Source organism: Lysobacter sp. Root916, from assembly GCF_001429785.1.
In the GTDB taxonomy this organism is placed as follows: domain Bacteria; phylum Pseudomonadota; class Gammaproteobacteria; order Xanthomonadales; family Xanthomonadaceae; genus Lysobacter.
Window position 1 is genome coordinate 318,547 of the sequence record NZ_LMJF01000015.1, and the last position, 19,347, is coordinate 337,893.

Annotated in this window: 17 protein-coding genes and 1 pseudogene; 4 read left to right on the plus strand and 14 right to left on the minus strand. The window is 68.4% G+C overall.

Translation table 11 applies throughout. From position 1 onward, the window contains the following. Nucleotides 1-47 precede the first annotated feature (47 nt). The 10 genes from phoU to ASE35_RS18075 all read right to left on the minus strand — a co-directional run bounded on the left by phoU (nt 48) and on the right by ASE35_RS18075 (nt 9,949). A complete protein-coding gene (phoU, locus tag ASE35_RS18030; RefSeq protein ID WP_056175999.1) occupies nt 48-758 on the minus strand; it encodes a phosphate signaling complex protein PhoU in 711 nt (236 codons plus the stop codon). 157 nt (nt 759-915) lie between these two features. After that, nucleotides 916-1,731, minus strand: a complete 816-nt coding sequence (pstB, locus tag ASE35_RS18035) for a phosphate ABC transporter ATP-binding protein PstB (protein ID WP_056175996.1) — start codon at nt 1,729-1,731, stop codon at nt 916-918. A gap of 34 nt (nt 1,732-1,765) precedes the next feature. Next, the gene (pstA, locus tag ASE35_RS18040; protein WP_056176729.1) at nt 1,766-2,623 is read right to left on the minus strand and encodes a phosphate ABC transporter permease PstA; all 858 of its coding nucleotides are present in this window, start codon (nt 2,621-2,623) and stop codon (nt 1,766-1,768) included. A gap of 20 nt (nt 2,624-2,643) precedes the next feature. Further along, entirely contained in the window at nt 2,644-3,609 is a 966-nt protein-coding gene (pstC, locus tag ASE35_RS18045) for a phosphate ABC transporter permease subunit PstC (RefSeq protein WP_056175992.1), read from the minus strand. A 176-nt stretch (nt 3,610-3,785) separates the two neighbouring features. Beyond that, complete coding sequence (gene pstS / locus ASE35_RS18050; RefSeq protein ID WP_057164726.1) at nt 3,786-4,880, minus strand: phosphate ABC transporter substrate-binding protein PstS; 1,095 nt, start codon at nt 4,878-4,880, stop codon at nt 3,786-3,788. A gap of 454 nt (nt 4,881-5,334) precedes the next feature. Further along, nucleotides 5,335-6,354 (minus strand): phosphate ABC transporter substrate-binding protein PstS, encoded by a 1,020-nt coding sequence (gene pstS / locus ASE35_RS18055; protein WP_162258752.1) that lies wholly within the window; start codon nt 6,352-6,354, stop codon nt 5,335-5,337. Between the two features lie 232 nt (nt 6,355-6,586). Continuing rightward, complete coding sequence (locus ASE35_RS18060) at nt 6,587-7,810, minus strand: OprO/OprP family phosphate-selective porin (protein WP_057164687.1); 1,224 nt, start codon at nt 7,808-7,810, stop codon at nt 6,587-6,589. Nucleotides 7,811-7,956: 146 nt separating this feature from the next. Further along, nucleotides 7,957-8,589 carry an endonuclease III gene (nth, locus tag ASE35_RS18065; protein WP_056176723.1) on the minus strand — a complete coding sequence of 211 codons (633 nt, stop codon included), beginning with the start codon at nt 8,587-8,589 and terminating at the stop codon, nt 7,957-7,959. Nucleotides 8,590-8,732: 143 nt separating this feature from the next. Then, nucleotides 8,733-9,107, minus strand: coding sequence for a hypothetical protein (locus ASE35_RS18070; protein WP_157489560.1), 375 nt, complete (start codon nt 9,105-9,107; stop codon nt 8,733-8,735). Nucleotides 9,108-9,166: 59 nt separating this feature from the next. Beyond that, nucleotides 9,167-9,949: an enoyl-CoA hydratase-related protein gene (locus ASE35_RS18075; RefSeq protein ID WP_056175981.1), complete on the minus strand. Its 783-nt coding sequence runs from the start codon at nt 9,947-9,949 to the stop codon at nt 9,167-9,169. Between the two features lie 199 nt (nt 9,950-10,148). Between ASE35_RS18075 and ASE35_RS18080 the strand changes: the two genes are divergently transcribed. The 3 genes and pseudogenes from ASE35_RS18080 to ASE35_RS18095 all read left to right on the plus strand — a co-directional run bounded on the left by ASE35_RS18080 (nt 10,149) and on the right by ASE35_RS18095 (nt 12,697). Then, nucleotides 10,149-10,838 carry an FKBP-type peptidyl-prolyl cis-trans isomerase N-terminal domain-containing protein gene (locus tag ASE35_RS18080; RefSeq protein ID WP_056175978.1) on the plus strand — a complete coding sequence of 230 codons (690 nt, stop codon included), beginning with the start codon at nt 10,149-10,151 and terminating at the stop codon, nt 10,836-10,838. A 175-nt stretch (nt 10,839-11,013) separates the two neighbouring features. Beyond that, nucleotides 11,014-11,849, plus strand: a pseudogene (locus ASE35_RS18090) (DUF1289 domain-containing protein). Further along, the gene (locus ASE35_RS18095; RefSeq protein WP_057164689.1) at nt 11,846-12,697 is read left to right on the plus strand and encodes a sulfurtransferase; all 852 of its coding nucleotides are present in this window, start codon (nt 11,846-11,848) and stop codon (nt 12,695-12,697) included. The pseudogene ASE35_RS18090 and the gene ASE35_RS18095 overlap by 4 nt, the downstream one beginning before the upstream one ends. A gap of 437 nt (nt 12,698-13,134) precedes the next feature. On the opposite strand, the gene ASE35_RS18100 is transcribed toward ASE35_RS18095, so the two are convergent. After that, nucleotides 13,135-13,893, minus strand: a complete 759-nt coding sequence (locus ASE35_RS18100) for an enoyl-CoA hydratase/isomerase family protein (RefSeq protein ID WP_057164690.1) — start codon at nt 13,891-13,893, stop codon at nt 13,135-13,137. Nucleotides 13,894-13,947: 54 nt separating this feature from the next. Between ASE35_RS18100 and ASE35_RS18105 the strand changes: the two genes are divergently transcribed. After that, nucleotides 13,948-14,397 carry a copper chaperone PCu(A)C gene (locus ASE35_RS18105; RefSeq protein WP_057159617.1) on the plus strand — a complete coding sequence of 150 codons (450 nt, stop codon included), beginning with the start codon at nt 13,948-13,950 and terminating at the stop codon, nt 14,395-14,397. Between the two features lie 183 nt (nt 14,398-14,580). Here the strand turns inward: ASE35_RS18105 and ASE35_RS18110 are convergent, their stop codons facing one another. From ASE35_RS18110 to ASE35_RS18120, 3 genes are all read right to left on the minus strand, one after another. Then, nucleotides 14,581-15,000, minus strand: coding sequence for a thioesterase family protein (locus ASE35_RS18110; RefSeq protein WP_056175956.1), 420 nt, complete (start codon nt 14,998-15,000; stop codon nt 14,581-14,583). Next, a complete protein-coding gene (gene uvrA, locus ASE35_RS18115; RefSeq protein WP_056175950.1) occupies nt 14,997-17,921 on the minus strand; it encodes an excinuclease ABC subunit UvrA in 2,925 nt (974 codons plus the stop codon). Before uvrA ends, ASE35_RS18110 begins: the two co-directional genes overlap by 4 nt. Before the next feature lie 453 nt (nt 17,922-18,374). Beyond that, nucleotides 18,375-19,241, minus strand: a complete 867-nt coding sequence (locus ASE35_RS18120) for an OmpA family protein (RefSeq protein WP_157489553.1) — start codon at nt 19,239-19,241, stop codon at nt 18,375-18,377. Nucleotides 19,242-19,347 lie beyond the last annotated feature (106 nt).

Below are 19,347 nucleotides of genomic sequence, written 5' to 3' on the forward strand. Positions count from 1 at the left end.
GGGCGCCGCGACCCGGCCCACGCGGTCGCGCGGCCGGGCAGGGGCGCTCAGAGCGCGCCCGTGGTGTTGGTGTCGTCGCGCTTCTCGCGCGGCGGCAGCAACTCCTCGCCCTTGACCAGGAACCAGACGTTCTCGGCGATGTTGGTGGCGTGGTCGCCGATGCGCTCGATGTTCTTGGCCATGAACAGCAGGTGCGTGCAGGGGGTGATGCTGCGCGCGTCCTCCATCATGTAGGTCAGCAGCTCGCGGAACAGGCCGGTGTAGGCGGTGTCGATCTCGGCGTCGCGCGCGCGCACGCGCTGGGCCAGCTCGACGTCGTTCTCGCGGTAGGCGGACAGCACGTCGCGCAGCTGCTTGACCGCCAGCGTGCCCAGCGCATGCAGGCCGGCGATGTGCGGCAGCGGCGGCGACAGGTTCAGCGCGGTGGAGCGCTTGGCGACGTTGGCGGCGTAATCGCCGACGCGTTCGATGTCGGAGGCGATGCGGATCGCGGCCAGGATCTCGCGCAGATCGCGCGCCATCGGCCCGCGCAGCGCCAGCTTCATCACGTCGTGGCTGATTTCCTGCTCCAGCGCGTCGATCGCCTCGTCGTTGGCGATGATGCGCTCGGCGGCCTTGTCGTCGCGGCGTTCGACCACGTCGAGCGCGGCTTCGAGCTGGGACGCGGCCATCTCGCCCATGCGCAGGGTTTCGTCGAGCAGGCGGCGCTGCTCGTCGTCGTAGCTCTTGACGATGTGATCGTGCATGTGGGTGCTCATATAAGTGTCCTGTGTGCGCTTCCCTTCTCCCGCGGGCGGGAGTAGGTGCCCGAAGGGCGGATGAGGGCCTCCTGGCCCGATTAACGATGCGACCTGCGTCCTGCGTGCCCTCACCCCAACCCCTCTCCCGCGAGCGGGAGAGGGGCTCAAAGCGGTATCAGCCGAAACGTCCCGTGATGTAGTCCTCGGTCTGCTGCTTGCTCGGCTTGGAGAAGATGGTTTCGGTGGGGCCGTGCTCGATCAGGTCGCCCAGGTACATGAAGGCGGTGAAGTCCGATACGCGCGCGGCCTGCTGCATGTTGTGGGTCACGATCGCGATCGTGTATTCCTTCTTGAGCTCCTCGACCAACTGCTCGATGCGGCTGGTGGAGATCGGGTCCAGCGCCGAGGTCGGTTCGTCCAGCAGCAGCACGTCCGGGCGCAGCGCGACCGCGCGCGCGATGCACAGGCGCTGCTGCTGGCCGCCGGACAGGCCCAGCGCGCTCTGGCCCAGCTTGTCCTTGACCTCGTCCCACAGCGCGCCCTGGCGCAGGGCGTGCTCGACGCGGTCGTTCATCTCCGACTTCGACAGCTTCTCGTGGTGGCGGATGCCGTAGGCGACGTTCTCGAAGATGGTCATCGGGAACGGCACCGGCTTCTGGAACACCATGCCGACCTTGCTGCGCAGGCGGTTCATCGGGTACTTGGGGTCGAGGATGTTGTCGCCGTCCAGCAACACTTCGCCGCGCGCTTCCAGTTTCGGATACAGCGCGTAGATGCGGTTGAAGATGCGCAGCAGCGTCGACTTGCCGCAACCGGAGGGGCCGATCAGCGCGGTGACCTGCTTCTCGGGGATCTCCAGGTTGATGCTCTTGAGCGCATGGAACTTGTCGTAGTAGAAATCCAGCCCGCGCGCGGCGAGCTTGACCGGCGCCGGGGCGGCGGCAGTGCTCTCCCGCTCGGGCGTGGCGAGATTGAGGCGGGCGTCGTTCATGGCCGGAGTCCGGTCTAGGTTGCGAAGGGTGAGGTCAGTCATTGGAGATTCGCTTGCGCAGGATCACGGTCCGCGCGAACAGGCTGACGAAGAGGACGAAGCAGGTCAGGACCAGGGCGCCGGCCCAGGCGATGGTGTTCCAGTTCGCGTCCGGGTTGTTGGCGAAGTTGTTCATCGTGACCGGCACACTGGCCATCTCGCGGAAGATGTCCATGCTCCAGTACTGATTGCTCAGCGCGGTGAACAGCAGCGGCGCGGTTTCGCCGGAGATGCGCGCCAGCGCCAGCAGGATGCCGGTGACGATGCCGGCCGAGGCGCTGCGATACAGCACCTGCACGATCACCTTCCACTGCGGCACGCCCAGCGACAGCGCGGCCTCGCGCATCTGGCTGGGCACCAGCCGCAGCATCTCGTCGGTGGTGCGCACCACCACCGGCAGCACGATGAAGGCCAGGGCCAGGGCGCCGGCCACGGCCGAGAACTGGCCCATCTGCGCCACCACCAGCGAGTAGATGAACAAGCCCAGCACGATCGACGGCGCCGACAGCAGGATGTCGTTGACGAAGCGCACCACGGTGCCGAACTTGCGCGCGTTGCCGTACTCGGCCAGCCAGGTGCCGGCGGCGATGCCGAGCGGGGTGCCGATCAGGATCGCGATCGTGCACATCACCGCGCTGCCGAAGAAGGCGTTGAGCAGGCCGCCTTCCTGCTGCGGCGGCGGCGTCATCTGGGTGAACAGCGCCCAGTTGATGCCGCCTATGCCCTTGGCGACCAGGGTCCACAGGATCCAGCCCAGGAAGAACAGGCCGAACGCGGCGGCGGCGCAGGCGGCCACGATAGCGACCGCGTTGCCGATGCGACGACGGCGGTAGAGCGCGTCGGCGGCGCGCATCTGCGGGGTGACGGCGGCCATCAGTTGCCCTCCTTGCGCGAGAGTTGCATCAGCATTAGCCGGGCCACGGCCAGTACCGCGAAGGTGACGATGAACAGCACGAAGCCCAGCAGCAGCAGCGCCGAGCGGTAGGTTTCGGTGGCTTCGCCGAAGTCGTTGGCGATGACCGCGGCGATGGTGGTGCCCGGTTCGAGCAGCGACACCGAGAAGTTGACGCTGTTGCCGATCACGTAGGCCACCGCCATGGTCTCGCCCAGGGCGCGGCCGAGGCCGAGGAAGACGCCGCCGATCACCGCCGAACGGGTGTAGGGCAGGACGATGTCCCAGCTGACTTCCCACTTGGTCGAGCCCAGCGCGTAGGCCGATTCCTTGAGCCGGGTCGGCACGGTCAGGAACACTTCGCGCATCACCGAGGAGATGAAGGGGATCACCATGATCGCCAGCACGATGCCGGCGGTGAGCATGCCGATGCCCAGCGGCGGGCCCTGGAACAGCGGGCCGATCACCGGCCAGGTGCCGAGGTTGTCGTTGAGCCACGGGGTCACGTATTCGGTCATCACCGGGACCAGCACGAACAGGCCCCACATGCCGTAGATGATCGAGGGGATGCCGGCCAGCAGTTCGATCGCCGTGCCGATCGGGCCGCGCGCCCAGCGCGGCGCGACCTCGGTCAGGAAGAAGGCGATGCCGAAGCTGACCGGCACCGCGATCAGCATCGCGATCAGCGCGGTGACGATGGTGCCGTAGATCGGAACCAGCGCGCCGTATTGGTCCTCCACCGGGTTCCACTCGGCGGTGATGAAGAAGTCGATGCCTTCCTTGGCCAGCACGGCGCGGCCGCCCCAGAGCATCGACAGCGCCGCGCCGGCGAGCGCGATCAGGACGAAGACCACGGTCGCGGTGAGGACGTAACGGAACAGACGATCGTTGCGCGCGTCGGCGTGGTCGCGCGCTAGCGGTACTGCGGGGAGGGTGGTCGCGTTCATTGCGATCGAGGGTCCGTGGGGCGCGTGGGGTGGTGGGGCTTGGAGCGGTGTGCGGTTCGGTACGACGCGCTTAAGTCACTGGATGTTCGGCTCCGCCGAAGTGAGGCGGAGCCGGCTTTCGCGGGGAGGACGTTCCGGCAAGGCCGCGCCCGCAACCGCGGGCGCGGGCCGCGACCTCACTTGAACTCCGCCGCCCAATAGGCCTCTACCTGCTTCACCAGCTCCGGCGGCAGCGGCACGTAGTCCAGCGCGCTGGCCTGGGCCTGGCCGTTCTCGAACGCCCACTTGAAGAAGGCGCGGGTGTCGGCGCTGCGCTTGGCGTCCTTGGGCTGCTTGTACATCAGGATGAAATTGGTCGCGGTGATCGGCCAGGCGTCGGCGCCGCTGGCGTTGGTGATCACCAGGTTGAAGTCCTTGGCGTTGGCCCAGTCGGCGCTGGCGGCGGCGGCCTGGAAGGACTCGGCGCTGGGCTGGACGAAGTTGCCCGCGGCGTTCTGCAACTGCGCGTAACCCATCTTGTTCTGCAGCGCATAGGACAGCTCGACGTAGCCGATCGAACCCTTGATCTGCTTCACGTACGAGGCGACGCCTTCGTTGCCCTTGCCGCCGACGCCGCCGGGCCACTGCACCGAGGTGCCTTCGCCGACCTTGCTCTTCCAGGCCGGGCTGACCTTGGCCAGGTAGTTGACGAAGTTGAAAGTGGTGCCCGAGCCGTCGGAGCGGTGGACGATATTGATCTTGGTCGCCGGCAACGCGGTGCCCGGATTGATCGCGGCGATCGCCGGGTCGTTCCACATCGTGACGGTGCCGAGGAAGATGTCGGCCAGCACGGGGCCGGTCAGGCGCAGCTTGCCGGGCTCCAGGCCTTCGACGTTGACCACCGGCACCACGCCGCCGATCGCCGACGGGAACTGGCCCAGGCCCGCGGCCGCGAGTTCCTCGGCCGACAGCGGCTTGTCGGAGGAACCGAAGTCGACGGTGCCGGCCTTGATCTGGGCGATGCCGCCGCCGGAACCGATCGACTGGTAGTTGACCTTGGCGCCGGTGGCCTTGTTGTAGTCGTCCGACCACTTCGACAGCAGCGGGTAGATGAAGGTCGCGCCCGCGCCGGTGATCATGGCGGCGGTCTTGTCGCCGGCCGCAGCGGCGGTGTCGGTGGGCGCGGCGCCGTCGGCGGCCGCCTTGGGGGCGTCGGCGCCGGGCTTGCACGCGGCCACGGCCAGCGTCAGGGCGAGGGAAAGGGCGGCGATGCGGGCCGGCGACGATTTCATGCGCAACTCCATGAGGGTGCCGACGAGACTGGCCGGCGGGGCTGCGCCATTTGATGATCTTTTTGTTACAGCGCTATGACATCGTTCGGTAACGAATTTGTAGTGAAAGCCTGAAAGATCGCAGCGGCGGGGCCGGCAGAGTGGGGCGGGGCGTCGGAGGGCGGTGAGGGCGGTGTCAAAAAGCCCTGCGTGGGGAGCATCACCCGCCTGCGGGGAGAGGGGTGAGGGCCCGGCGCGCGGGCGCGGCTCCAACCTCGTCCCGGGCCCTCATCCGCCCTTCGGGCACCTTCTCCCGCGAGCGGGAGAAGGGAATCCAAGGCCCTACGCATGAAGCCCCTCTCCCGCTTGCGGGAGAGGGGTTGGGGTGAGGGCCGGCCGCCAGACGAAGAATTCTCCCCCCGAAACGCAGAACGGGCCCGAAGGCCCGTTCCTTGCAAGCCGATCCTCGTCAGGATCAGTAGTTCATGTTCGCCGACCAATAGGTCTCGATCTGCTTGACCAGCGCGTCCGGCAGCGGCACGTAGTCCAGGGCCTTGGCCTGGGCGTCGCCGTTGGCGTAGGCCCAGCGGAAGAATTCCTTGGCGTTCTTGGCGCCGGCGGCGTTCTTGGGCTGCTTGTACATCAGGATGAAGTTGGTCGCGGTGATCGGCCAGGACTTCTCGCCCGGGGCGTTGGTCATCACCAGGTAGAAGTCCTTGGCGCTGGCCCAATCGGCGCTGGCGGCGGCGGCCTGGAAGGTCTCGTCGCTGGGCAGCACGTAGTTGCCGGCGGCGTTCTTCAGGCGCGAGTAGGCCATCTTGTTCTGCAGCGCGTAGGACAGCTCGACGTAGCCGATGCCGCCCTGGATCTGCTTGACGTAAGCGGCCACGCCTTCGTTGCCCTTGCCGCCGATACCGACCGGCCACTTGACCGCGGTGCCTTCACCGACCGAGCTCTTCCAGTCGGCGCTGACCTTGGACAGGTAGTTGACGAAGTTGAAGGTGGTGCCCGAACCGTCCGAGCGGTGCACGACGGTGATCTTCTTGGCCGGCAGCTGCACGCCGCCGTTGAGGGCGACGATGGCCGGGTCGTTCCACATCGTGATCTTGCCGAGGAAGATCTTGGCCAGGGTGTCGCCGTCGAGCTTGAGCGCGCCCGAGGCCACGCCCGGCACGTTGATCACCGGCACCACGCCGCCGATCACCGACGGGAACTGGGCCAGGCCGAACTTGGCCAGCTCGTCGGGCTTCATCGGCGCGTCGGAGGAACCGAAGTCCACGGTCGCGGCCTTGATCTGGGCGATGCCGCCGCCGGAGCCGATCGACTGGTAGTTGACCTTTTTCTGGGTCGCCTTGGCGTAGTCGGCCGACCACTTGGACATGATGGGATAAACGAAGGACGCGCCGGCGCCGGTGACGTCGGCGGCCTGAGCGTTGGCGACGAACGCAGTCGCGAGCGCGAGTGCGGCCAGGCGGAAGCGGATGGACTTGAACACGGAGGGCTCCTGGAGAGAGACGGCGGGCATTGACCCGCTCTGGGCGCATTTCATAACGGTTCGATGACAGTCGCGGGTCGGCTATGTGACAGGTCGGTGACATCCGACATGTGGCTGACACGCATGGCCGCTGGCGTGGCCGGAATGCGGACGCAAAAAGGGGCGCGGCGGTGGCCGCGCCCCGAGGCGATTCGCGAAGGTACAGCCAGTGGGGGAGAGAGAGCGCTACGACTTACCAGTAGAACTGCATGCGGACTTCGGTGATGTTCGGGTTGTCGTCGACGTAGCGACGGGTGGTGCCGCCGACCCACTTGCTGCTGTCGACCTTGACGTAGTTCAGCATGAACTTGAAGTTCGAACGCCAGTACCAGTTCACGCCCAGGGTCCACGCGTCCTGCTCGCCGCCGAGCACGCCGGTGGTGGCGCCGGTGGTGACGTTGCCGCTGCCGTCGTTGAGGTCGATCGTGTCGTAGCGCAGGCCGAGCTGCCACATGCCCGAGGCGGGGTTGTCCGGCAGGCCGGTGACCGGGGCGCCGGACTTGTAGGTCCAGGTTTCGCCGGTGATGTTCCACAGGCCGCTGATGTAGCCGCCGTCGAAGTCCACGTCCTGCGCCGTGCCGTAGCGCTTGACGCTGGTCTTCATGTACTCGCCCTGCAGCTTGAACGGGCCGTGCACCCACAGGCCTTCGAAGCCGGTGGTGGCGACGCGATCGGAGCGGGTGATGTTGCCGGTGCTGACCAGGGTCTGCGAGATGTCGGCCAGCGGACGGGCGCTGAACGAAACCGTATCGCCGGTGTTGAGCGCCGCGGTGCCGCCCAGGTCGGCGTCGTAATCGACGTGCGACAGGCCGAAGTGCAGGATGTTGCCGGCGTCCAGGATCGGCGCCCAGGTGCCGCGCAGGCCGAAGCCGTTGCCGTGCTTGCGGTTGCGGGTCAGCTCGCGGCTGAAATAGGTGGCGTTGACGCCCCAGTTGACGTCGCCGTAGTAGTAACCGACGCCGACGCGGCGCGCGATGCCGAAGGTGTTGGTGATCGAGCCCTTGGCGACGAAGTCGTTGTTCTTCGTCGAGGACAGCTCTTCCATGCTGTTGGGCTGCTTGAACTGGCCGACCTGGATGAAGTGGTTGGCGTTGTTGCCGAACTTGTACTTGACGTTGGCGTCGAGGAACTTGTCGTCCTTGGCGTCGTAGCCCAGCACCCACTCGAAGTTGCCCGGACCCTTGCCCTTCAGCACCAGCTCGGCGCGACGCAGTTCGTTGTCCGAGTCCGTGCCGTCCGGGGCGTCGACGTTGAGGTTCTTGAGGTCGTTGCCGTAGCTGTAGTAGTCGGCCTGGAGCAGGCCTTCGAAGCTGACTTCGGAGTTGCCGATCACGTCGAGGGCGACCTCGGCGTGCGCGGCCGGAGCGACGAGCGCGGCGAGCAGCGCGACGGACAGGGTGCTGCGGGAGAGTTTCATGGCGGGGCCCTAGGGCGTGGTTGGATGCCGCGCAGGCTAGGGTGTGAAAGTTGCGTAAATATGACAGGACTGACTTATTTCGCTGCCATGACCGATGGATGACGGTCGCGCAGGCGCTCCCGCCCAGGCCCGCCGATCCACGCAAATCAAGCTGCGACGGGCTCCGGCTCGCCCGGGGTCTTGTCCGGATAGCGGCAAAGGTCGCGGATCGCGCAGTGCGGGCAGTCGGGTTTTCGTGCCTTGCAGACGTAACGTCCGTGCAGGATCAGCCAGTGGTGCGCGTCCTGAAGGTAGGCCGGAGGCACACTTTTGAGCAGGCCGTCCTCGACCGCGCGCACGGTCTTGCCGGGCGCCAGGCCGGTGCGGTTGGCGACCCGGAAGATGTGGGTGTCCACCGCCATCGTCGGCTCGCCAAAGGCGGTGTTGAGCACCACGTTGGCGGTCTTGCGACCGACCCCGGGCAGGGCCTCCAGCGCGGCGCGCTCGCGCGGCACCTCGCCGGCATGCTCGTCCAGCAGGCGCTGCGACAGCGCGACCACGTTGGCGGCCTTGGTGTTGTACAAGCCGATCGTGGCGATGTAGGGCTTCAACCCTTCGACCCCCAGCGCGACGATCGCCTGCGGCGTGTTCGCGACCGGGAACAGTTTGCGGGTGGCCTTGTTGACGCCGACATCGGTGGCCTGCGCCGACAGCGCCACCGCGACCAGCAACTCGTACGGCGTGCTGTATTCGAGCTCGGTGGTCGGCGTGGGGTTGAGCGCCTTGAGCCGGGCGAACATCTCCTCGGCTTCGGCCGCGCCGAGACGGGCGACGCGCTTGGCCGCCTTGGGCTTGGTCTTGGCAGGCGCCTTCGTGCCCGCGCCGGCGGCGTTCTTGCTCGCTCCGCGTTTGCCGGCGGCGGGCATGGGCTTGCGTGCGGGGCTCACGGCTTCTGGCGCTCCGCGGCCTTGGCCTTCGCGCGCGCCAACGCCGCCGCCGCCGCCGTGGGCAGGGCCGGGCGCGCCGCCGGTGCGGCTGCCGCCGGCGCCGCGCTTCCGGACGCGGCGGCTTCTAGCGGCGTCGCCTCGATCTGCGCACGTGCGCCGGCGCGTTGCGCCGCGCGCTCCTGCGCGCGCTGCGCCAGGCGCGCGTTGCGTGCGCGATAGCGCGCCCGCGCGGCGAGCGCGTTGCGGCGCGCATCGCGTGCGGCGATCACGTCGGCACGGCATTGCGTCGTGCAGTGTTGGCAAGGGGCGCAGTCGAGCAGGCCCAAAGCGAGCGCGCGATCGAGGTCGTCGCTCGCCAGCGCGAGCGCGATCGCGTGCGTGCCCGCCGCGGTGGCGTCGGCGCAACCGCAGCGGCAGGGCGCCGCCGCGCTCACGTGCCGGAGAACACCGGCTTGCGGCGTTCCAGGAAGGCGGTCGTGCCTTCGCGCATGTCGTCGGTGGCGAACATCAGGCCGAACTGCGCGGTCTCGTATTCCAGGCCTTCCTCGATGCCGCACTCGCCGCCGACCGCGACGCAGTCCAGCACGCCGCGTAGCGCCAGCGGCGCGGACGCGGCCAGTTGTTCGGCGAGCTTGAAGGTCTCGGCCTCCAGTTCGGCCGCCGGCACCACGCGATTGACGATGCCCAACTGGCGCGCACGTTCGGCGTCGATGGGCGTGCCGACCAGGCACAGCTCCAGGGTCGCGGCGCGGCCGGCCAGGCGCAGCAGGCGCTGGGTGCCGCCGAAGCCGGGGATCAGGCCGAGGTTGATCTCGGGCTGGCCGACCTTGGCGCTGTCGGCGGCGATGCGCAGGTGGCAGCCCATCGCCAGTTCCAGGCCGCCGCCGAGGGCGAAGCCGTTGACCATCGCGATCACCGGCTTGGGCATCTTCTCGATCCGGCGCATCAGCTTCTGCCCGCGCAGCGAGAAATCGCGGCCCTGGACCGGGGTCAGGCCGTTCATCTCCGAGATATCGGCGCCGGCCACGAAGGCCTTGGGGCCGCTGCCGGTCAGAACTACGCAGCGCACCGCCGGATCGGCGGCCGCGGCCTCGAAGGCCTGGTACAGCGCGTCCAGGGTCTGCGCGTTCAGGGCGTTCAGCTTGTCGGGGCGGTTGACGGCGATCACGCGAACGGCGCCGCGGTCGGTGGTCAGCAGGGGCGATGAGGACATATGAATAGGTATCTGTAGGGAAGGGCACGGCCGCCAGGCAGGAACTCCGAGGCGTCCGCGGGGTCAGAGCCCGGGATGTCAGTGGCGGTTAAGCCTTGCGGCCGCTATCCTACCCCGTCCATCTGAGGGCATACGACCCGATGGGCCTTTCTATCGGGGCGGTCTTATCCGCCCCGTGTCATTACGGAGATTCCAACGAATGAAGTTGCGTTTGATTGCTGCCGCCGCCATCGCGGCCCTGGCTCTGACCGCCGGCAACGCCGTCGCGCAGGACACTTCGTCCGAGAAAGGCAAGCTCAGCTACGCGCTGGGCTACGACCTCGGCCGCAACGCCGTCGAAAGCGGCGAGCAGGTCGATGTGAACACCATCATCAAGGGCCTGCAGGACGGTTACGGCAAAAAGCAGCCGTCGGTGCCGGTCGACCAGCTGCGCACCGCCGTGCAGAACATGCAGAAGCGCCAGCAGGACAAGGCCAAGGCCGAGTGGGAAAAGGCCGCCGCCGAGAACAAGACCAAGAGCGACACCTACCTGGCCCAGAACAAGGCCAAGGCCGGCGTGAAGACCCTGCCCAGCGGCGTGCAGTACCGCGTGATCGAAGTCGGCACCGGCGCCAAGCCGACCCAGACCAACACCGTGCAGTTGGAAGTCGCGGGCCCCTACGCTTGGGGCGAGCGTCCGGCGCAGGCGCGTCCGGCGCAGGCGATCCCCGCCATCAAGGTCAGCGAGATCGAAATGGCCGCGATGCGCGAAGTGCTGCTGCAGATGCCGACCGGTTCGAAGTGGGAAGTGACCCTGCCGCCGGCGTCCGCTTACGGCGCCGATCCGCGCACGCCGTTCCCGCCGAACGTGGCGGTGCAGTTCGAAATCAAGTTGATCAGCACCAAGTAAGCCGATCGCTGAGTTGTCAGGTTGCGCCGGCCCTGCCGGCGCAACTTTTTTGAGCAGTCCACCGGCCTGGCCGGAGTAGTTTGCGAATCACCCGTCGGCTCCGCCGGCGGGGCGTTGAACCCGGCCACGGCCGGTGCGATGCGGCCCCTGCGGCCGCCCTGACGGTCGCGCGAGGATGCGCGGCTTGGTGGTGTGGCGAATGAGCTTCCAATTTCGTGCGGTACTGAGCCCTTGCATCGGCGTTTGCACGCTGGATGAGCAGGGCCTGTGCGAAGGCTGTCACCGCACCACGGCCGAGATCGCGCGTTGGTCGCAGATGAACGACGACGAGCGTCTGCGGCTGATGGAACACGTGCTGCCCGACCGCGAGTCGCGACGCCGGTGAGCGCGTCGCCGCCCGATCATCCGATCGACTATCCGCGGCTGCGCGAGGCGCTGTACCCCCTTGCCCGCGAGCCCGCCGGCGACGCCTGGAACCTGGACGAACTGCACGGCCTGCTGCCCGAGGCCGAGCCCGCGCGCGCCGCGGTGCTGGTGGGCCTGGTCCCGCGCGCGGACGGCACCCGCGTGCTGCTCACGCGCCGCACCGATGCGCTGCGCCAGCATGGCGGCCAGGTCAGCTTTCCCGGCGGTCGCATCGAAACCGCCGACGCCGACGCGGTGGCCGCGGCGATCCGCGAAACCGGCGAGGAGATCGGCCTGGCGCCGGCGCAGATCGCGCCGCTGGGTTATCTCGATCCGCTCGCCACCATCACCGGCTTCCGCGTGCTGCCGGTGGTGGCGACGATAGACCGCGACTACGTGGCGCGGCCGGACCCGAACGAAGTCGCGGATGTGTTCGAAGTGTCGCTGGCCTATCTGATGGATCCGGCCAACCTGACCACGCACACCCTCGATTACCGCGGCCGCGCGCGCCAGGTGCTGGAGTTCCGCTATCCGGACCAGCGCATCTGGGGCGCGACCGCCTCGATGCTGTTGAACCTGCGGCAACGCCTGGAGGCGATCGCATGACCGACTGGACCACCTTGGTGTCCGCGCAGGACCTGGCCGCGCAACTGGGCCGCGAGGATCTGATCGTGATCGACGCCCGCTCCGGCCTGGGCGATCCCGAGGCCGGCCCCGCGGCGTATGCGCAGGCGCATATCCCGGGCGCGCGTTACGCGCATCTGGACCGCGACCTGTCGGATCACCGCAAGCGCAACGCCGGCCGCCACCCCTGGCCCGACGGCGCCGACTTCACGGCCACCCTGGAGCGCTGGGGCGTGTCGCCCGACGACCAGGTCGTGGCCTACGACCACGGCGACGGCGCACTGGCCGCGGCGCGCCTGTGGGCGCTGTTGCGCCTGCTCGGGCATCGGCGCGTGGCCGTGCTCGACGGCGGCTGGCAGCGCTGGACCGCGCTCGGTCTGCCGACCGACGCCATGGTGCCGACGCCGCAGCCGAGCCGCTATCCGGGCAATTTCGACCAGCACCGCCTGCTGGACGCCGATGCCGTGCGCGCGCATCTCGACGCCGGCGGCCTGCTGATCGACGCGCGCGCGGCCGAACGCTTCCGCGGCGACGTCGAACCGCTGGACCGCGTCGCCGGCCACGTGCCCGGCGCGCGCAACCGTCCGTATGCGCAGAACCTGCAGGACGGCGGTTTCAAGCCGGCCGGCGAACTCGCGCAGGGTTTCGCCGCGGTGATGGGCGAGCAGGCGCCGCAACAGACCGTGGTGATGTGCGGCTCCGGCGTCACCGCCTGCCATCACCTGCTGGCGATGGAACATGCCGGCCTGCCGGGCGCGGGCTTGTTCACCGGCTCGTGGAGCGGCTGGATCGACGATCCCTCGCGCCCGATCGCGACCGGCGAAGCCTAAACCTCCGCTGGCTTTTGTTTCGCCCTTGCTTGTCTTCCCCCTTTGAAAAAGGGTGAAGGCGTGCGTTTACGAACCGCAGGTTCGTGCGCGACTGAACGCCGGCGGGCTGTGCCCGCTGGCCGGACGGATTGAGGGGGATTTGCTTTGCGATCCCCGCGCAACCGATTCAACAGCGTCCCCACGAACGTAGGGTGCGGTGAGCGACCGCGAACCGCACCATCGCGCCCTCCGATTCCCGCGCCGGTGCGGTTATCCCCGCTGGTCTTCCCCCTTTGAAAAAGGGGGATTGAGGGGGATTTGCTTTGCGATCCCCGCGCAACCGATTCAACAGCATCCCCACGAACGCAGAGTGCGGTGAGCGAACGCGAACCGCACCAACGCGCCTTCCGATTCCCGCGCCCGTGCGGTTATCACCGCACCTTACGGGTTCCTCGGCGCTACTTGCCCAACTTCGCCACCAAGGCCTGCAAGGCCCCCTGCGTCGAAGGCTGATACCAAGCCTCGATGAAGTGCTGCAGACGGATGTACTGCGGCTGCATCGCCTCGATCAGATCGGCGCGCGCGATCAAGCGCGTCTGCAGCATCGCCGCACGCGGCAGCGCCAGCAGGTGCTCCAGCCAGACCCGGGCGCGGGTAGCGACGTTGTCGATGTCGGTCAGCTCATCGACCAGACCCGCTTGCAGCGCCTGTTCGGCGTCCAGCATTTCGCCGGCGACCAGCAGGCGTTCGGCGCGATAGTTGCCGACCACGCGCCGCATCAGGCGCTGGATGCCTTCCGGCGCGACCAGGCCGACCTGGGTTTCGTTGAGGCCGATCCGGAACGGGCCGGAGGCCATGACGCGGTAGTCGCAGCACAGCGCCAGCACGCAGCCGCCGGCGGGGGCATGGCCGGCCAGCGCGGCCACCACCGGCACCGGGCTGGCGGCCAGCGCCAGCGCGGTGTCGAAGAAGGCCTGCCAGGCCGCCATCAGGGCGTCGCGGTCCGCACCCAGCGACAACAGATGCGGCACGTCCAGACCGGCCGAGAACACCTTGGGGCCGCCGGACAGCACGATGCCCTGGGCGCCGTCCGCGATCGCCTGGCCCAGCGCGGCGCGCAGGTCCTGGCAGAGGCTGGGGTTGAGCGCATTGACCGGCGCGCGCGCCAGCTGCAACTCGACGATTTCGCCGTGGGTGGTGGCGGTGACTAGGCTCATGGGCGCTCCTGCGCGGCGATTCGGGACGGAAAGCTCAGGCGCTATCATAGGCCGATGAAGCCGCCCCGTTCTCGCACCGCCTTTCACGTTCTGGCGCTGCTGTGCGCCCTGTGCGTCGCGCCGTCGGCGCAGGCGCGTGGCTGCACCGCGCGCATCGTCGACGGCTGGGTACGCCTGCCGCCCGCGCAGATGCCGATGATGGCCGGCTTCGGCCGCATCGAGAACCGCTGCCCGACCCCGATCACCATCGTCGGCGTCAGCAGCCCGGCTTTCGGCGACTCCTCGCTGCACGAAACCCGCATCGTCGACGGCATCAGCCGCATGCGCGCGCTGCCGGAACTGCGGATCGCGCCCGACGGCAACGCCACCCTCAAACCCGGCGGCATGCATCTGATGTTGATGCAGCCGCATGCGCCGCTGAAGCCGGGCAGCAAGGTGGTGGTGGAGTTCGCGCTCAAGGGCGGCGGGGTGCTGCGCGGCGAGCTGGAAGCGCGCAAGCCTTAAAGCAACGCCGGTGCGCTGATCGCCACCGCCCACGAAGACAACGCGCTCGTCTATCTTCCCGTCGACAACGGATGCGGACGCGCGTTGTCGAACCGCCACTTCGTGCACGACCGAACGCCAACGTGCTATGCCCGCTGGCAGGACGGATGACCAGGGGTTCGCCGTGCGCTGCCTGCGAGCGCCTCAGCGCTCGATCGCTTCCAACACCGCCGCCGGCAGCGGCACCGGACGGCCGCTGGCGCGGTCGATCCAGACCACCACCACATGGCCGTCGCAGTACAGCGCGCTGCCGTCCTCGGCCACGATGCGGTGGCCGATGGTCAGGCTGGTGCTGCCCACGCGCTGCGTGTACAGCTCCACCGCCACCGCCGACGGATAGGGAATGGGCAGCCGGTAGTTCAACTGCACGGCCGCCAGCAGCGGCGCGTTGGTCTCGCTGACCCATTCGCCGTCCCAGCTCGCGAACCAGCGGATGCGGGTTTCCTCGAGGTAGGTCAGGAAGTTGGAGTTGTTGACGTGATTGAACGCGTCCAGATCGCGCCAGCGCAGCTCGATCGGCATGCGGAACAGCACGGGCGCGGCGGTGTCGGTGGTTTCGGTCATGCGGCGGACTTCTTCTTGCCCTTGGCCGCGGCGGGCTTGGCGGCGGCCGCCGTCTTGCGTGCGGGCTTGGGCATGGTGCGTGTGGCCGGCGCCAGGCCCAGCAGCGGCGCCAGGAAGTGGCCGGTGTGCGAATGCGGCAGCGCGGCGATCTGCTCGGGCGTGCCGGTGGCGAGGATGCTGCCGCCGCGATGGCCGCCCTCCGGGCCCAGGTCGATGACCCAGTCGGCGGTCTTGATCACGTCCAGGTTGTGCTCGATCACCACCACGGTGTTGCCGTCGTCGCGCAGGCGGTGCAATACCGCCAGCAGGTGCTCGATGTCGTGGAAGTGCAGGCCGGTGGTCGGCTCGTCCAGGATGTACAGCGTGCGCCCGGTGTCGCGGCGCGAGAGTTCCTTGGACAGCTTGACGCGCTGCGCCTCGCCGCCGGACAGGGTGGTCGCGCTTTGGCCCAGCTTGATGTAGCTCAGGCCCACGTCCATCAGCGTTTCCAGCTTGCGCGAGATCGCCGGGATCGCCTCGAACAGACCCAGCGCATCCTCGACCGTCATTTCCAGCACGTCGTTGATGTTGTAGCCCTTGTAGAGGATCTCCAGGGTCTCGCGGTTGTAGCGCTTGCCGCCGCACACGTCGCAGGGCACGTACACGTCGGGCAGGAAGTGCATCTCGACCTTGATCAGGCCGTCGCCCTGGCAGGCCTCGCAGCGGCCGCCGCGCACGTTGAAGCTGAAGCGGCCCGGCGAGTAGCCGCGCGAACGCGCTTCGGGCACCTGCGCGAACAACTCGCGCAGCGGCGTGAACAGGCCGGTGTAGGTGGCCGGGTTGGAACGCGGCGTGCGTCCGATCGGCGACTGGTCGATGTCCACGACCTTGTCGAACAGCTCGATGTTCTCGACCGATTTGTACGGCGCCGGCGTGTGCGAGGCGCCGTTGAGCTCGTTGGCCGCGATCGCGAACAGGGTGTCGTTGATCAGGGTCGACTTGCCCGAGCCGGACACGCCGGTGACGGCGGTGAACAAGCCCGACGGGATGGTCAGATCGACGTCCTTGAGGTTGTTGCCGCTGGCGCCGCGCAAATGCAGGCTGGTCTTGGGATTGGGCTTGTGGCGGGTCTTGGGGATCTCGATCCGGCGCTTGCCGCTGAGGTACTGGCCGGTCAGCGAGCGCGGCGCCTTGAGGATGTCGGGGAACAGGCCCTGGGCGACGATCTCGCCGCCGTGCACGCCGGCGCCGGGGCCGATGTCGACGATGTAGTCGGCCAGGCGGATCGCGTCCTCGTCGTGCTCGACCACGATCACCGTGTTGCCGAGGTCGCGCAGGCGGGTCAGGGTGCCCAGCAGGCGTTCGTTATCGCGCTGGTGCAGGCCGATCGAAGGCTCGTCCAGCACGTACATCACGCCGACCAGGCCGGCGCCGATCTGGCTGGCCAGGCGGATGCGCTGGGCTTCGCCGCCGGACAGCGAGTCGGCCTTGCGCTCCAGGGTCAGGTAATCGAGGCCGACATCGACCAGGAAGCGCAGGCGGTCGGCGATTTCCTTGACGATCTTGACCGCGATCTCGCCGCGCCAGCCCGGCAGGTTGAGCGACTTGAAGAAGCTCAGCGCCTCGTCCACGGGCAGCACCACCAGTTCCGGCAGCGGGCGCTCGGCCACGAACACGTTGCGCGCGGCGCGGTTCAGGCGCGCGCCGCCGCATTCGGTGCAGGCGCGTTCGCTGATGTACTTGGCCAACTCCTCGCGCACCGCGGCCGATTCGGTCTCGCGGTAGCGGCGCTCCAGGTTGGGCACGATGCCCTCGAAGCGATGCTTGCGCTGGCTGCGGCCGCCGTTCTCGGTGATGTAGCTGAAGTTGATCTGCTCGTCGCCGCTGCCGTAGAGCACGGCGTTGCGGGCCTTCTCGGACAGCGATTGCCAGGGCGCGTCGACGTCGAACTTGTAGTGCTTGGCCAGCGATTGGATCAGCTGGAAGTAGTAGGCGTTGCGGCGGTCCCAACCACGCACCGCACCGGCCGACAGCGACAGCTCCGGATGCACGACCACGCGCGAGGGATCGAAGAACTGGGCCACGCCCAGGCCGTCGCAGGTCGGGCAGGCGCCGACCGGCGAGTTGAACGAGAACAGGCGCGGTTCCAGCTCCGGCAGCGAGTAGTCGCAGACCGGGCAGCTGTACTTGGACGAGAACAGCAGCGGCGCGGCGTCGGCCTTGTCCAGCGACATCACCTGGGCCATGCCGTCGCCGAGCTTGAGCGCGGTCTCGAAGGATTCGGCCAGGCGCTGCTTGATGTCCTCGCGCGGCTTGAAGCGGTCGATCACCGCCTCGATGGTGTGCTTCACGCGCAGCGCCAGCGGCGGCACCGCGTCGATCTCGTACAGCGCGCCGTCCACGCGCACGCGCACATAGCCCTGCGCGCGCAGCTGCTCGAAGATCTGCGCGTGCTCGCCCTTGCGCTCGCGCACCACCGGCGCCAGCAGCATGTAGCGCTGCTCCGGGTCCAGCGCGATCACCTGGTCGACCATCTGGCTGACCGTCTGCGCTTCCAGCGGATAGTGGTGGTCCGGGCAGCGCGGCGAGCCTACGCGCGCGTACAGCAGGCGCAGGTAGTCGTAGATCTCGGTGATCGTGCCTACCGTCGAACGCGGGTTGTGCGAGGTCGACTTCTGCTCGATCGAGATCGCCGGCGACAGGCCTTCGATGTGATCGACATCGGGCTTCTCCATCACGCTGAGGAACTGCCTGGCATACGCCGACAGCGACTCGACGTAACGGCGTTGGCCTTCGGCGTAGATCGTGTCGAACGCCAGCGACGACTTGCCGGAGCCGGACAGGCCGGTGATCACGATCAGCTTGTCGCGCGGAAGGTCGAGGTCGATGTTCTTGAGGTTGTGCGTCCGCGCGCCGCGGATGCGGATGAAATCCAGCGCCATCGTTTGCCTGCAATGGGGGAGGGCGCCGGCGCCCGAGGCGACGGCGAACAGAAGAGCGTATCGAGTGCGGAAGATGGGGGCAAATCCGCGGAACGGAAGGGCCGCGAAGAGGACCTGTCGCAGGCCTGATCGCGACGGTGGTTTCGTTTGCGGCGAAGAGCGGCGGAGGGCGGCTGCGGGATCGGGTGTACTGGATCGAGCATTGGGGAAGGGCAAATCCCCCTAGCCCCCCTTTTTCAAAGGGGGGAACGGCTGGATTACTTCAGTAGAGGGAAGCTGCTCCGATTCTTGAGGGCTAGCTTGTCTTCCCCCTTTGAAAAAGGGGGATTGAGGGGGATTTGCTTTTCCCGTCCCCCGCCCAAAAAAACGCCGGCGCAAACAGCTCGCCGGCGAGGGCCTGGAGAGAGGCCGGTTACGTAATCGGGGGCGGCCGCCGCGCTGCCGGCCGCCGTGTCATTTGACCAGCTTGAAACTGATGCCGCGCCCGCTGTCGGGCCCCGCGGCCTTGGTCTCGATCGCGCCCGGGCTGACGCCGTTCACGACCAGCAGCACCTTGACCGCCTCGGCGCGGGCCTTGGACAGCGCCTGCTCCTCCTCGCTGGCGCCGCCGCCGGGCGGGCCGTAGATCTCCACGCGGGTCTGCGCGGGCGCGGCCTGGATGGCCTTGGCGGCATCGCCCAGGGCGTCCAGGCTGGCGGCGGCGATGCGCGCGCTGTCGCCTTCGAACGCGATCGGGGTCTGGTTCAGGGCCCGGACCACCTCGGCGGCGCTGGCCTGCTTGTCCAGCGCGGCGAGGGCGGCGTTGGCCGGCCCCGCGCCCACGCCCTCGAACAGGCCGGTGTAGGCGTAGCCGGGGTAGAGCGTGCGCGCCTGTTCCAGAAGGGCGGCGCGATCGGCCTCGGCGACCTGGCCGCTGAGCTCGATGCGCTGGCCCTGGAAACTGACCGCGGCGCCGGGCTGCTGGAAGGCGGTGGCGAACTTGGGCAGGTTGGCGGCCCAGGCGGCCGGGCGCGCGTAGGGATCGACGGCGAGGTCGCCGGATACCCCTTCGGCGCCGTAGGCGTGGGCGAGCGCGGCGATCACCGCCTGCTTGGCGGCCTCGCTGTCGACGTTGCCGTCGTAGCGCAGATTGCCGTTGTTGTTGACCAGGCTGAGCTTGGCGTCGTAACGCGGCACCGGCGCGGCCTCGGCAGTCTTGGCTGTCTGCGCCTCGCTGCCGGCGGGGCCGCGGTTGCAGGCGGCCAGGCCGGCCACGCAGACCAGCGTCAGCAAGACGGCGCCGACGCGATGCCGACGCGGGAATGGGGTGTGGGGATGCATGCAGACTCCAGAACGGTAGCAGGGGAACGACGGGTCGGCGGACCCGCGCATGCGCGGCGGGTCGCGGCCCGGTAGCGGAGGGCCCGGCATGCCGGGCCCTCCGTGT